The sequence below is a fragment of the Aurantibacter crassamenti genome, from assembly GCF_016811105.1.
GTDB lineage: Bacteria > Bacteroidota > Bacteroidia > Flavobacteriales > Flavobacteriaceae > Aurantibacter_A > Aurantibacter_A crassamenti.
Genome location: NZ_JAFBGM010000001.1, coordinates 2,481,726 through 2,496,658, shown reverse-complemented (window position 1 = coordinate 2,496,658; position 14,933 = coordinate 2,481,726). Strand labels below are relative to the sequence as shown.

Here is a 14,933-nt window from a genome sequence, read left to right as displayed (position 1 = left end):
ATTAAATTATAGCGCAGATTAAATTATTCAAAGACTATCTTTATACGATACTTGGATGATTATATTTAAGGAAATGTGATAATTAAAATGGCAATGGAAGTATTAGAAAAACAACGTGAATTTTTCGCTAGTCAAAAAACGAAGGATGTTGCCTTTCGTAAAAAAACTTTACAGCGACTACAGAAAGAAATTACGCTACGTGAGGATGCTATTGCCGAAGCTATTTACAAAGATTTTAAAAAGCCAAAATTTGAAACCTTAGCAGCCGAAACACAATTTGTTTTGGCTGAACTAAGAACAACTATTAAAAAAATTAAATATTGGGCAAGTCCGGAAAGAAAATCAGCAAGCCTATTGAACTGGCCATCTTCTGATTGGATTTATAAAGAGCCCTACGGTGCCGTACTTGTAATAGCACCTTGGAACTATCCGTTTCAACTTGCATTTGCGCCACTAATAAGTGCTATAGCCGCAGGCAACACTGTTGTATTGAAACCTTCTGAAGCTACGCCTCATACATCTGCAATTACAGCAGAAATAATTAATACTGTTTTTGAACCTGAACATGCTACAGTTATTGAAGGTGGTGTGGAAGTATCACAACGGCTATTAAATGAACAATGGGATTATATATTCTTTACAGGAAGTTCACGCGTAGGTCAAATTGTATATGAGAGCGCCGCAAAACACTTAACACCAGTAACACTTGAATTGGGAGGAAAAAATCCGACTATAATTGATGAAACAGCCGCTATAAATTTAGCAGCTAAACGCATCGTTTGGGGTAAGTTTTTGAATGCCGGACAAACGTGTATTGCTACGGATTATATTTTGGTTCACACAAATGTAAAAGCAAAACTCATTGAGGCATTAAAACAGCATATCACAAAATGTTACGGAGAAAATATTCAAGAATCATCTGATTACGCACGTACGGTTAACGCAGAGCACTACAATAACCTTAAGACAATGTTAGAAGGCCAAGAGATACTTTTTGGTGGTGAATGCAATGACAAAGACAACTACCTCGCTCCTACTTTAGTAAACGAACCAAGTCTAGATTCTAAATTGATGCACGGTGAAATATTCGGTCCGATTCTTCCAATAATTGCGTACGAAACTGAGGCTGATATTCGCAAACATATACTGAATTATGGCAAACCTTTGGCCACTTATGTTTTCTCAAAACGAAAGAAATTTCAAGAGAAAATATTGAATAGCTATAGTTTTGGCGGTGGTGCTATTAATGATACCGTAATTCAAATAACAAATAAAAATTTACCTTTTGGTGGGGTTGGTGCAAGTGGAATCGGTGCTTACCACGGTAGATTGTCATTTGATATGTTTTCACACCAAAAAGCAATCATAAAGAAAGCCAATTGGTTTGATGCTCCATTACGTTATCCTCCTTACAATTTACCAATGCAGCTAGTAAAGAAGATAAAACATCTCTTTTAAATCAGTAACTAAAAATTAGTTTCTAATCAATCAATCCAAATGTTCTAGGAAGCCAAAGTGAAATTTCAGGAAAATAGGTGATTAACATTAGTACGAACACCATCACACCTAATAGTGGTAATAGTGGTTTAATAACTTTTGTCACCGGCACTTTTGCCACACCACTACCCACAAAGAGTAAGGTTCCTACAGGCGGAGTACAAACACCAATACACAAATTCAAAACGATTATCATTCCAAATTGAACTGGGTGCATACCTAAAGCCATTGCAACTGGTAAAAATATTGGTGTAAAAATTAAGACTGCTGGAGTCATATCCATAAAAGTACCTACGATCAATAAAATAATGTTTATCATTAAGAAAATGATAATTGGGTTACTCACATTATCCAATAAGGCAGAGGTCAGCATTTGCGGAATTCCTTCAAAAGAAAATAACCATGACATTGCCATTGAAGTAGCAATTAAAAACATAACAATTGCCGTTGTTCTAGCACTTCGTAAAAGAACAGGTTTAAAGTCACTAAACTTAAGTTCTCTATTAATAAAGCCTAATAGCATCGCATAGACTACGGCTATAGCAGCTGCTTCTGTTGCTGTAAAAACACCTATTACTATACCACCAACAACAATAATTAATAAGGTTAAACTTAAAATTGCTCTTCTGAAATCTAAAAACAATTGCTTAAAACTTACTCTATCTGCTTTAGGTAAACCCTTTCGAATAGCATAGATATAAACCATTATCATTAGTGCCAACCCTACTAAAAGCCCAGGAATGTAGCCCGCTATAAAAAGCGCTGCTACAGATGCTGTACCCCCACTGGCAAGTGCAAATATGATTAACACATTACTCGGTGGTATTAATAAACCTGTTGTTGATGAGCTAATATTAACGGCTGCACTAAACTCTCTTGGGTAGCCTTCACTTTCCATCTTTTCGGTTAAGGTACTTCCTATTGCTGATGCTGCTGCAACTGCAGAACCTGAAATTGCTCCAAATAACATAGCAGCAATAATATTTACAAATGCCAATCCGCCAGGTAAACTACCAATGAGCGATTTTGCAAAGTCTATGAGTCGTTTTGCTATGCCACCCGTATTCATGAGTTCACCTGCCAATATGAAGAAAGGTATTGCTAGTAATGCAAAATTATCTATACCCGTAGTCATTCGTTGCGCAGCGGTTGTAGTAGCTGGTAAAAATGCAATATTCAAAACCAATGTAATGGTAGTTGAAATACCAATTGCATATGCCACAGGAACGCCGTAAGCCAATAATCCTATAAAACTTAGAAAAAGAACAAGTATGCTAATAGTTTCGATGCTCATATTAAAAGTTTAATTTCTTGATATTATAGATGGAAAAAAATAAAATCATTATACCTGAGATAGGTACAATTGCATAAACGATGCCTAATGGAAGTTGAAGCGCTGATGAAACTTGCCCTAAACTCAAGGTGGTGTATACCAAATTTCCACCGCCAACAATCATAATAATGAATGCAAAAAGTGCCATTAATATTTGAATGATTTTCTTTCTGCCGTTTCGCTTTTCCTCAGTCAGTTTTGACAATAGAAAATCCATTGAGAGGTGACCTTCTTTTTGTCCATTAATATATGCTGCACCTAAAACAGTTAGCCATATTAATGCGAAACGTGCAAATTCTTCTGTGAATGAACTCGATTGCCCTACCACATAACGTGACACTACTTGCCAGACTACGTCAATGACCAATAGCCCAAATATCACTACCAATAGGGTTTCTATAATTTTGTTCAACAAATGATACGTCTTCTCCATTAGTTGGAATTTATTTTATCTATGATTGGTTTCAATTTCGGGTTTTGCATCAAACGTTCCATTACAGGTTTAGACTTCTCTACAAAAGGTGCTTTATCAGGATAAATAAATTCTACCCCAGCCTCTTTTAACATTTTCATATTTTCTTCAACAGTTTCTGCCCAATATACTTTTTGCTTGGCAACACTTTCTTTTGCTGCAGCTTCTAACCATCCTTTTTCTTCGTCTGATAATAAATCCCAAAATTTAGTGCCTATAATTACAACATCAGGTACCATGGTATGCTCATCAAAAATATAATACTTACATACCTCAAAATGATTGGAACTTACAAATGAAGGAATATTGTTCTCTGCACCGTCTACAACATTTTGTTGTAATGCAGTGTACAATTCACCAAAAGACATTGGCGTAGCAGAAGCCCCTAAGGAATTTGCCATGCTTACTGACATTTGATCATTTTGTACGCGTACTTTTAAGCCATCTAAATCATCTGGCGAATGTACTGGTCTATCTTTGGTGTAAAAACTTCTAGCACCAGCATCATAAAAACAAATGCCGCGTAACAAATATTCAGAGCCACCTTCTAATAACTGTTTACCTACCTCACCTTCTAGATTACGAAACAAATGATCACTATCTCTAAATAGGTAAGGAATAACAGTTATTTGATACTCTGGCGCAAAATTTGAAAGTGCAGAAGCACTAACCTTAGTCATGGCAATACTCCCAATTTGTAAAAGCTCTAAGGCTTCACGTTCAGAACCTAACTGACCATCAGGAAATATTTTTATCTGCAACTTGCCATCAGACTTTTCATTTAATGCTTCTTGCATGGCCACAATACCTTTGTGCACGGGATGTGACATGGGTAATGAGTGCGCAAAATAAAGCAGTTTTGAATCTTTTGTAGATGAACAAGATTGAAATGTTGATGCTGCTACAACAAGCAGCATCAACGAAAACAATTTTCTAAATTCAATAATTTTTAAAAATTTAGCCACGGACTATTTATTTTTAAGGCGTTTGATTAATGCTAGCGTACTTTTTACTGTTTCTTCCAGTTGCGCAAAATCACCTGCTGCAAGTACATCTTTACTAATTAGCTGAGAACCCATACCAACACAGGTTACACCCGCATCAAACCATCCTTTGAGATTAGATTCTTCAGTTGAAACTCCACCAGTTGGCATAACACTCGTCCATGGTTGAGGCCCCTTAATTGCTTTTACAAAACCAGGACCATAAGTAGAACCCGGAAATAATTTTACAATTTCACAACCCAATTCTTCAGCATTATTTATTTCTGTTAATGAACCACACCCTGGTGACCATAAAACTTTTCTGCGATTACAAACTACTGCAATATCTTCTCTTAAAGAAGGTGTTACAATAAAATTTGCTCCCATTTGCATAAATAATGAAGCAGCTGCTGCATCGGTAATTGAACCTACGCCCATAATCATTCCGGGAAGTTCTTTAATTGCATATTTGTTTAACTCTAGAAAAACTTCATATGCAAAATCACCTCTAGCAGTGAATTCTAACAAACGTGCACCACCATCATAACAAGCTTTAAGCACCTTTTTGCCTAATTCAATATCGGGATGATAAAACAAAGGCACCATGCCTGTTTCTTTCATTACCGTTGCTACTTCTATTCTTGAGTATTGTGCCATTAACTATTGTTTTTTATATAATATTATCTTGCTACTCTTCCGGAAGCATCGCCACCCATTAATTTTTCAACTTCTGAAACAGTTGCCAAATTAGCATCACCTTGAATTGTGTGTTTCAAACATGAAGCTGCAACTGCAAAATCTAATGCGTTTTGATCATCTTCAGGATATTTAAGTAATCCGTAAATCAATCCACCCATAAATGAATCACCACCACCTACTCTATCAACTATATGTGTAATTTGATATTCGCGTGATTTCAACATTTTCTCTCCATCATAAAGAACCCCTGCCCATGTATTATGTGATGCAGAAATTGATCCTCTTAAAGTAGTAATTACTTTTTTAGCATTCGGGAATTTTTTCATCATTTGTTGACAAACTGAAAGAAAAGCTTCAGCCTTTACATGTTCACCTTGTGTAGTAATATCAAGTCCTTCTGGTTTTATGCCAAAGTGCTTTTCTGCATCTTCTTCATTTCCGAGAATTATATCACAATACGATGTAAGCTCAGTCATTATTCCTTCTGGCTCAACCCCGTAATTCCATAATTTAGCGCGGTAATTCAAATCGGTAGAAATAGTAACGCCCATTTTACGGGCTACTTTTACTGCCTCAAGACAAGCATCTGCAGCACCTTGAGAAATTGCAGGTGTAATACCTGTCCAGTGAAACCACTCAACACCTTCAAAGGCTTTTTCCCAATCAATCATGCCTTTTTCAATTTCAGCAATTGCAGAATGATCACGATCATAAACAACTTTACTACCACGAGTAACTGCACCTGTTTCTAAGAAATAGATGCCTAAACGATCACCACCATAAATAATTTTATCTGTGCCAACGCCTCTTTTACGCATTTCCATTAATGCACATTCTCCAATATCATTTTTAGGCAATCGAGTTACAAAATCTACAGGCACACCATAATTAGCTAATGATACTGCAACATTGCTTTCACCACCACCATATACTACATCAAAACTATTTGCTTGTGAAAACCTTAAAAAACCAGGAGGTGATAATCTTAACATTATCTCACCAAAAGTCACTACTTTTTTCATTCTTAATTAATTCTAGTTATAAACTTTATTACAATATCGGAAATAGTAAGTTATAAAAAACTTTCTTATATAGAAGCATGAATACCATGCTCTAATCCTCTTAACTCTGCCAATCCTCTCAATCTTCCAATACCTGAATAACCAGGATTGGTTTTCTTATGAAGATCATCTAGCATTTGGTGACCATGATCTGGACGCATCGGAATTGAAGCATCTGCCCTTCCTTCACTAACTCTTCTTTTCTGCTCGGTTAGAATTGCTTTTACAACACCGAACATATCAACATCACCTTCTAAGTGATTTGCTTCATAGAAATTACCTTGTTCATCACGTTGCGTACTTCTTAAATGTAAAAAATGTACGCGATCCGCAAATCTATTGAAGATCTGAACAAGATTATTATCAGCTCTTACCCCTAAAGATCCCGTACAAAAGGTAATACCATTTGCAATATTTGGTACTTGTTCAAAAAGGTATGCATAATCTTCTTCAGTGCTTACAACTCTTGGAAGCCCCAAAATTGGATATGGTGGATCATCAGGATGAATACACATCACCACTTTGTTCTCAGCTGCTACAGGCACAATATCTTTTAAGAAAGACACTAAATTCTCTCTTAATTTTTGTGCATCTATTTCTGCATACGTATCTAATATTTGTTGAAATTGGTCAAGTGTATACCCTTCTTCAGCGCCTGGCAAACCAGCAATTATATTTTTTACGAGTACTGTTTTATCATCTTCAGATAAAGAATCAAAATACAATTTAGCTTTTTGCTGTTGATCTTCTGTATAGCTATTTTCTGCTCCAGGTCTTTTTAATAAATGCAACTCAAAAGCTGCAAAAGCAATAACATCAAAACGCAAAGCTTTAGACCCATCTTCAACTTCATAATCTAATGAGGTTCTTGTCCAATCTAAAACTGGCATAAAGTTGTAGCATACGATATGAATACCACAGCTAGCCAAGTTGCGTATGCTAGTTTTATAATTTTCAATATATATTTGAAAATTACCAGATTGGGTTTTTATATTCTCGTGTACCGGAATACTTTCAACTACGCTCCATTCAAGGCCGGCAGATTCAATTATACTTTTACGTTCTTTAATTGCTTCAACTGTCCAAATTTCTCCATTTGGAATCTGATGAAGTGCAGAAACAACACCTGTTGCACCTGCTTGTACTATATCATTTAAGGAGACTGGATCATTAGGACCATACCATCTCCATGTTTGTTGCATCTTCATGTGTACTTTCTATTAAATTATACTCCGCTAAAAGCGCTAAACCCTCCATCAATTGGTACAATAGTACCTGTTACAAATGATGCGGCATCACTCATTAACCAGTGAATAGCACCGTTTAATTCATCAGCATCACCAAAACGTTTCATAGGAGTGTTTGCTATAATTGTATTTCCTCTATCCGTGTAGCTTCCATCCTCGTTTGTCAATAAAGCACGGTTTTGATTTCCAATAAAAAAACCAGGGGCAATAGCATTTACTCTTACGCTACCTTCAAATTTAAGTGCCATTTCTGTAGCCATCCATTTTGTGAAAATATCTATCGCAGCTTTAGATGCCGAATAGCCTACTACTCTAGTTACCGCCTGTGTAGCAGTCATTGATGATATATTTATGATACTTCCTGAGCGCTGATTTGCCATTACTTCACCAAAAACCATTGAAGGTAAAACTGAACCATTTAGGTTCAATTCTGACACCTTTTTAAAATCGTCCATTTTTAAATCAAAAATAGTTTGATCAACACCAATGGTTGCACCTGGCATGTTTCCGCCAGCAGCATTAATCAACACATCTATTTTCCCCCATTTATCAAGAATTTCAGATTTTGCTTTTCCTAGATGCTCTTGATCTAAAACACTGCCTGCTATTCCAATAACATCTGAGCTTATTTCCTTTAATTCGCCTACTCTTTTTTCAACGCTTTCAGGAAACAAATCAAGAATTACAACCTTCGCTCCTTGGGCCAATAAATAGGCTGCCATATTACCACCCAAAGCACCTGCACCACCTGTAATAACTATGATTTTACCAGAAATATCAAATAAGTTAATCTTCTCCATTCTATACAATAAATTATATTTAAATACCTTTTTCTACTTTCAATCCAACATATATTGAATAGACCATTTTAAGTTAATCAACCTTGTATCAGATGCTTAAAATTTATTACCAAAAAATGTTGATTTAAAATCAACAATTATCAAAAAAGTACATTTTTCGTTAACGTTAACGCAAATATAGATATCTTTTCAAGAATCAAAAGTAAAACTGCTATTTTATACAATAAAAGCGAAGTCTGTTGCGAATTCTATGTTTTAGGCCGTTAAAATACTAACAAAAATGAAGTCTGTTTATTTGGCACCGAGTGTACCTTAATAGTACCGCCATGTAAATGCATAATCTGTTTAGACAGACTCAAACCTATACCTGTACCCGTATCTTTGGTCGTGAAAAATGGAACAAAAATTTCATCAATCAACTCTGGTTCAATTCCAGGACCGTTATCAAGAATTTGAATATACTTTTCACCGCCCGTTGAAAGCGCAGCAATTATTTTTATTATTCCATTTTCTTGTCCCTTTAAAGATTGAAGGGCATTTTTTGAAAGGTTGATTAATATTTGTAGAATTTGTTTTTCATCAATATAAAATTCTAAATCTAATGGATTTACGATGATTTCAAATTTCACTTTTGAATCATCATTTTCTTGATCCATCAATACTTTAATTTTATCTAAAAGTCGATCTGCTTTTATAAGTGCTTTATCAGGTTTCGGCAAACTAAGAAAGCTTCGGTATGACTGAACAAATTCCATTAAATCTCCACCCTGTTGTTTAATAACTTCTAAGCCCTTAGTTGTGTTTTTAATATGACTTTCTTCTATATTCTCTATGGGTATTAATCCCTTATCTGTTTTATAATATTTTAAAATGGATTCAGAAATAGAAGTTATTGGGGTAATCGTATTCATTATTTCATGAGTAAGCACACGAATTAATTTTACCCAAGAATCTGTTTCTTTTTCATCAAGTTCTTTATCAATATCTTGAACAACCACTAACAAAAGATCTTGTTTTTCGAAAGAAATAGCAGTTGATTTTAAAGCTAACTGCTTCTTCTCTCTCTCATTAGTTAACTGTACCAATTTTCTTTCAAAGGGCTTTAAATCATTAAATAGTTCATACAAATCTTCATCTACCTGCCTTAATTGTTTTATATGATTTAGTGGGGTATAATTGAATAACTTCTCAATGGTAGCATTAGCGAATAATATATGCCCCTTATCATTTATCGTTAAAATACCAATATCTGCTTGTTTAATTATTTCTTGATAATATTGTTCTTGCGCTTGCTTTTTTAAATGAATTTCTTGAATCATCTCGTTTAACATATTTAAACTATGATTCAATTCTTCTAACGATTTTACGCTCAACTTTTCGGGAAAACGAAGCGTGAAATCTTCGTTCTTAATAGCATCAAAAAAATAAGCAATCTTTCTATTGGTCTGATTTACATAATGAATTAAAGAAGTAGTTAATAGAATTAAAATGAATACAGCTACCCCACATAAAATATATTGCTCATTAAAGAAGAAAAAACCAAACCCAAGTCCCGCAACTGGTATTAACAGAATACGTAAAATCAACTGTAAATAAATATGCCTACTTACCATCTATAAAATTCAATTAAGGTTCAATTTACTTGTTTAATTTAGTTTGGATTTAAAAAAGCTATTCATACAACAAATAGTATTTGACATCTTTTATTTTAGCTTTTTCATTTTATTATATAATGTTTGTCTAGAAATACCTAATTGCTCGGCGGCAGCACTATAGTTGCCATCATTTTGGTCAAGTGCATTAGTTATCATTTGCAGTTCCATTTCTTCTAAAGTCATTTGTCCTTTTTCAACTGGCATTTGCGACTTTGTATTGAGTAAAAAATCAATTGGTTTTAAAACTAGGCCTTCCGATAGAATCACAGCCCTTTCAACCGTATGTAATAATTCGCGAACATTACCTGGCCATGGATATGTCAATAATTTTTCTTGAGCATCTTGATTAATTCGCAGGCCTTGTTTGCCATATTTAGAAGCAAACTTTTGCAAATAAAAATCAGTTAATACCAGAATATCTTGTTCTCGTTCGCGAAGTGGCGGCACCTCAACAGCTATTGTATTTATACGATATAACAAATCTTCCCGAAAAAGCCCATCAGCAACCATTTTATCTAAATTCTCATTTGTAGCACAAACAAGACGAATATCAACAGCAATTGGTTTATTTGAACCAACGCGCACAATTGTTTTATTCTGTATGGCAGAAAGTAATTTCGCTTGGGTTTGAAGTGACAGGTTACCAATTTCATCTAAAAATAAAGTACCTCCATTTGCAGCTTCAAACTTTCCAGCCCGGTCATCTTTCGCATCAGTAAAAGAACCTTTTATATGTCCGAATAGTTCACTTTCAAAAAGATTTTCAGAAATAGAACCCATATCAACTGCAATAAAAACTTCGTTTTTTCGCAATGACAAATTATGTAATTCTCTAGCTATCAATTCTTTTCCTGTTCCGTTCTCACCAGTTACTAAAACATTTACATCTGTTTTAGCCACCTTACCAACCAATTTCAATACGGTGTTTAAAGCCTTAGAATTACCAATAATATAATTCTTTTGCTGATTGATTACTTGCTTAAGATTATCCTCTTTCTGTTTTAGCTTATTAACCTCTTTACGTGATTTTCGCAATTCATAAGCCGACTTAACTGTTGCCAAAAGTTTATCATTGTTCCATGGTTTCAACACAAAATCAGCAGCTCCCTCTTTTAATGCTTTTACAGCTAAATCAACAGCACCATATGCAGTCATCATAATAACAGATATCTCAGGTGCTTTCTTTCTAATTTCTCGCAACCAATAAAGTCCTTCATTACCTGTATTAACTCCAGCCGAAAAATTCATATCAAGTAATACTATGTCAAAATCAGGTAAATCTTTAAATGAGGGTAATTGATTAGGGTTTGAAATTGTTTCAACGGTTTGATACTCAAACTGCAAAAGTATCTCAAGAGCACTCAATACACTTTTGTTGTCGTCTACAACTAAAATCTTGGCATTTAACATATTTCACAGTTTAGTAAAAAGCTCCCAAAAAACATTCCAATTAAATTCAATCAATTATAAAATTGTATTGAGACTCCTATTAATGGGAGTCAACGTATTTTTAAAACTACAATTAGTAATTTACTTTTTGAGCAATGTGTCCAATTTTTTGACAATACTTGTAAAACTATTTTACAGTGTAAAACGATTCATTTTTTAAAATTAATCGCAACCAACTGATATTCAGATTGTTAATTTTATGGCACATGAATAGCTAATAGATTGGCATATCAATATATTATGAATTTGAAATTTTCAATACTACTTACATTGCTGGTCCTTATTGGATCACGAGTTGCTGCCCAAGAAAAATGGACACTAGACGAATGTATTGCTTACGCTTTAACTCATAATTTACAACTCAATGATTTTAATTATACAGAGCAATCTGGTAAAGAAACCTATCGGCAATCAGTTCGAAATCTACTACCAAATATAAACGCAGGTACTAGTTATAATATCAGTTTTGGTAGAGCTGAAGATCCAAATACAGGAACATTCGTTACCCAAGATTTCTTTTCTAACAATTATTCTTTAGAATCATCAATTGATCTTTTTCAGGGCTTTCAAAAATTAAATTCAATTAAAGCCTCTAAATTTTTGTATAAAGCAACACAACAAGATGCATTGCAACAAAAATACTTACTTGCCTTTCGGGTAATGCAAGTGTTCTATGACATTCAATTTTATGAAGGTTTAGTGGCCATTGCTAATGAACAATTAGACGTTTCGCAATCAAATTTTGATTTAGTTAATAAGCAAATTGAACTTGGTCTAAAAGCCGGTGCTGATCGTTATGAAGCAGAATCATTATTACTTACTGATAAATTGAATCTTACACAAAGCGAGAATCAGTTAAAGGCTGCTAAGTTGCTCTTAATTCAAGAAATGAATATTGAAAACACAAGTGAAATTGAAATTCAATCAGTGCTGCAAAAAGAGACTATTGAACAACAAAATACCGTGCAGACAGATTCTGTTTATGCAACTGCTAAAGAATTTTTTCCAATGATCAAAGCACAAGAATTACGTGCTATGGCTGCAAAAAAGCAGGTTGCAATTGCTCGTGGTAGATTATATCCGTCATTATCAGCTTTTGCCGGAACGGGTACTGGTTATTTTGAAACAACCAGAGATACTTTAGGTAACACCCTACCCTTTCGTGAGCAGTTTAGAGATAACACTTCTCAATATGTTGGTTTAAATTTAAGCGTACCTATTAGTAATGGTTGGTCTGCAAGATCAAGAGTAAAACAAGCCAAAATAGAACGTCTGCGTAGCGAGAATAATCTAGAAATTCAAGAACAAGAACTTTTTCAAACCATTCAACAATTAGTTCAAGAATATGAAGCCTTACAAATAGAAGTTGATCAGAGTACAAAAAAAATGGAAGCGCAGCAACTGGCATTTACTATTGCTCAGAAACGTTATGAAAAAGGGATGATAAATGCAATTGAACTTTTTACCGCTAAAAATCTATTTGCAAGTGCTCAAAACGAAAATTTACAAGTACGATTAAGGTCAGAAATCAATCAAAGTACACTCGATTTTTATAATGGGTTACCCGTATTTAATATTAATTAAAAAGCAGCATGAAGTGTATTAGCATTTCAAAATCTATCAAGCGATAGTAAACAACGAACAAAGAAAAAATGGACATACAACTAGAAAAGAAAAAAGGATTACGCCCAAAACATTACGGATATATTGCGCTTGGCATTTTAATACTTTTTGTGGGATATCAATTGCTATTCGCTACATCGGTGTCAACCTTTAGAACTGAAAAAGATAAGCTATCAATAGCTGATGTTACGCAGGGTAAATTTGATGACTACATTACTATAAATGGTAATGTTGCTCCTATTGCTACTATTTATATGGATGCATACGAAGGTGGCCGAGTTGATGAAAAATTGATAGAAGAAGGTGCGATGGTCAAAAAGGGTGATATCATTTTAAAGCTTGATAACATTGGCCTTTACGAGCAGATTTTAAACAGTGAAAGTAATATGGCCTTGAAGGAAAATAATTTACGTTCTACAAGACTTGAATTTGATTCACGACAAATAAATGGAAGAAAATCTTTAGCAACGGCCAGTACGGAGTTGCAACGATTGAAAAGAAATTTTGAACAAAACCAAGCGCTGTTTGAAGATGAATTGATTTCAAAAGAAGAATATCAACTCTCTAAAGAAAACTATGAACTTTCTCAAAAACAATATGAAATAGTAAAAGTACAGACCGAAAATGACGATGAATTAAGAGAGACTTCATTACCTGTTTTAGAAGCTGATTTAAATCGGATGCATAAAACATTGGGTATGGTTTACCAACGTTTAGATCATCTTAACGTACGTGCTCCTGCAGATGGACAACTGGGTTTTCTTGATGCCGAAATTGGCCAAAATATAACGCAAGGTCAGCGCATCGGACAAATTAATGTACTTACCGATTACAAAATTGAAGCTAGTATTGATGAACATTATATTGATCGCGTACAACGCGATTTAGTTGCAGTACTAGAGCGTAATGGCAATGCGTTCCCGTTACGATTGCGAAAAGTATACCCCGAAGTACGTAACGGAAAATTTAAAGTGGATTTAGTTTTTACAGAAGAAAAACCAGAAACCATTAGATCTGGGCAAAGCTATAATATCAAATTACAATTAGGTGAATCAAACGATGCCTTATTGTTGCCAAAAGGCAGCTTTTTTCAAAGTACGGGTGGTCAATGGATTTTTGTGGTAAACGCCGACGGTGATGAAGCATTAAAACGAAACATACGTATCGGAAAACAAAACTCTAGATACTATGAAGTGTTAGAAGGCCTGCGGGCTGGTGAAAAAGTAATAACCAGTAATTACGATAGTTTTGGAGAAGCAGAAAAAATAGTTTTAAAATAAAACTGTTACGAAAACGAAATACAATAGTCTTTTATAACAACAATCAATTAGAAAACAAGATATGATACAAATACAAAACTTAAAGAAAAGTTTTAGAACTGAAGAAGTAGAAACCTTGGCACTAAATAATGTAAACTTTAAAGTTGAAGATGGTGAATTTGCGGCAATTATGGGACCCTCTGGTTGTGGTAAATCTACGCTGCTGAACATTATCGGTATGCTTGACAACCCTACTGAAGGCAGCTACCAATTTGCTGGTCATGAGGTGGGCGGACTTAAAGAACGCCAACGTACCGAACTGCGAAAAGGAAACTTAGGTTTCGTTTTTCAGAGTTTTAACCTTATTGACGAGCTAACGGTTTTCGAAAATGTAGAATTACCGTTGATTTACCTTAAAATGGGAAAAAGTGAACGTCGCGAAAAAGTGATGAAAGTACTCGAACGTATGAAGATCGCACACCGAGAAAAACATTTTCCACATCAATTATCTGGTGGTCAGCAACAACGAGTTGCCATCGCAAGAGCCGTAGTAACAAATCCAAAATTAATTCTTGCGGATGAACCAACGGGTAACTTAGATTCAAAAAACGGAATTGAAGTAATGAATCTTTTAACAGAATTAAATCAAGAAGGTACTACAATTGTTATGGTAACCCACTCAGATCGAGATTCACATTACGCACACAGAGTCATCAATTTATTCGATGGCCAAATTGTTACTGAAAATAAAAATAGAGCTATCGGGGCAACCATTTAAAAGCAAATTCTCGAAGAAAAAGGAGTTTATTCATCAATCAAGGTCCCCTAATCAAGGACAACATTGCAGTTATCAAT

Annotated in this window: 13 protein-coding genes; 4 read left to right on the top strand and 9 right to left on the bottom strand. The window is 34.6% G+C overall.

Going from position 1 to position 14,933, the window contains the following annotated elements; translation table 11 throughout:
* Positions 1-93 precede the first annotated feature (93 nt).
* Positions 94-1,458, top strand: a complete 1,365-nt coding sequence (locus JQC67_RS10305) for an aldehyde dehydrogenase (protein ID WP_203252725.1) — start codon at positions 94-96, stop codon at positions 1,456-1,458.
* A gap of 22 nt (positions 1,459-1,480) precedes the next feature.
* Here JQC67_RS10305 and JQC67_RS10300 read toward each other — a convergent pair whose 3' ends face one another.
* From JQC67_RS10300 to JQC67_RS10260, 9 genes are all read right to left on the bottom strand, one after another.
* On the bottom strand, positions 1,481-2,791 hold the full coding sequence (locus JQC67_RS10300; protein WP_203252724.1) for a TRAP transporter large permease: 1,311 nt from the start codon (positions 2,789-2,791) through the stop codon (positions 1,481-1,483).
* A gap of 1 nt (position 2,792) precedes the next feature.
* Positions 2,793-3,263 carry a TRAP transporter small permease gene (locus tag JQC67_RS10295; protein WP_203252723.1) on the bottom strand — a complete coding sequence of 157 codons (471 nt, stop codon included), beginning with the start codon at positions 3,261-3,263 and terminating at the stop codon, positions 2,793-2,795.
* A complete protein-coding gene (locus JQC67_RS10290; protein ID WP_317198367.1) occupies positions 3,263-4,267 on the bottom strand; it encodes a TRAP transporter substrate-binding protein in 1,005 nt (334 codons plus the stop codon). The genes JQC67_RS10295 and JQC67_RS10290 overlap by 1 nt, the downstream gene beginning before the upstream one ends.
* Before the next feature lie 3 nt (positions 4,268-4,270).
* Positions 4,271-4,942 (bottom strand): bifunctional 4-hydroxy-2-oxoglutarate aldolase/2-dehydro-3-deoxy-phosphogluconate aldolase, encoded by a 672-nt coding sequence (locus JQC67_RS10285; RefSeq protein WP_203252722.1) that lies wholly within the window; start codon positions 4,940-4,942, stop codon positions 4,271-4,273.
* A gap of 23 nt (positions 4,943-4,965) precedes the next feature.
* On the bottom strand, positions 4,966-6,006 hold the full coding sequence (locus JQC67_RS10280; protein WP_203252721.1) for a sugar kinase: 1,041 nt from the start codon (positions 6,004-6,006) through the stop codon (positions 4,966-4,968).
* 65 nt (positions 6,007-6,071) lie between these two features.
* Complete coding sequence (gene uxuA, locus JQC67_RS10275) at positions 6,072-7,247, bottom strand: mannonate dehydratase (RefSeq protein ID WP_203253244.1); 1,176 nt, start codon at positions 7,245-7,247, stop codon at positions 6,072-6,074.
* A gap of 23 nt (positions 7,248-7,270) precedes the next feature.
* Complete coding sequence (locus JQC67_RS10270) at positions 7,271-8,092, bottom strand: SDR family oxidoreductase (RefSeq protein WP_203252720.1); 822 nt, start codon at positions 8,090-8,092, stop codon at positions 7,271-7,273.
* 263 nt (positions 8,093-8,355) lie between these two features.
* A complete protein-coding gene (locus JQC67_RS10265) occupies positions 8,356-9,705 on the bottom strand; it encodes a sensor histidine kinase (protein WP_203252719.1) in 1,350 nt (449 codons plus the stop codon).
* Between the two features lie 90 nt (positions 9,706-9,795).
* A complete protein-coding gene (locus JQC67_RS10260; RefSeq protein WP_203252718.1) occupies positions 9,796-11,157 on the bottom strand; it encodes a sigma-54-dependent transcriptional regulator in 1,362 nt (453 codons plus the stop codon).
* Positions 11,158-11,436: 279 nt separating this feature from the next.
* Here JQC67_RS10260 and JQC67_RS10255 point away from each other — a divergent pair, with 279 nt between their 5' ends.
* The 3 genes from JQC67_RS10255 to JQC67_RS10245 all read left to right on the top strand — a co-directional run bounded on the left by JQC67_RS10255 (position 11,437) and on the right by JQC67_RS10245 (position 14,856).
* On the top strand, positions 11,437-12,780 hold the full coding sequence (locus tag JQC67_RS10255; RefSeq protein WP_203252717.1) for a TolC family protein: 1,344 nt from the start codon (positions 11,437-11,439) through the stop codon (positions 12,778-12,780).
* Between the two features lie 68 nt (positions 12,781-12,848).
* Positions 12,849-14,099, top strand: coding sequence for an efflux RND transporter periplasmic adaptor subunit (locus tag JQC67_RS10250; protein ID WP_203252716.1), 1,251 nt, complete (start codon positions 12,849-12,851; stop codon positions 14,097-14,099).
* Positions 14,100-14,160: 61 nt separating this feature from the next.
* Complete coding sequence (locus tag JQC67_RS10245; protein ID WP_203252715.1) at positions 14,161-14,856, top strand: ABC transporter ATP-binding protein; 696 nt, start codon at positions 14,161-14,163, stop codon at positions 14,854-14,856.
* Positions 14,857-14,933: the final 77 nt, after the last annotated feature.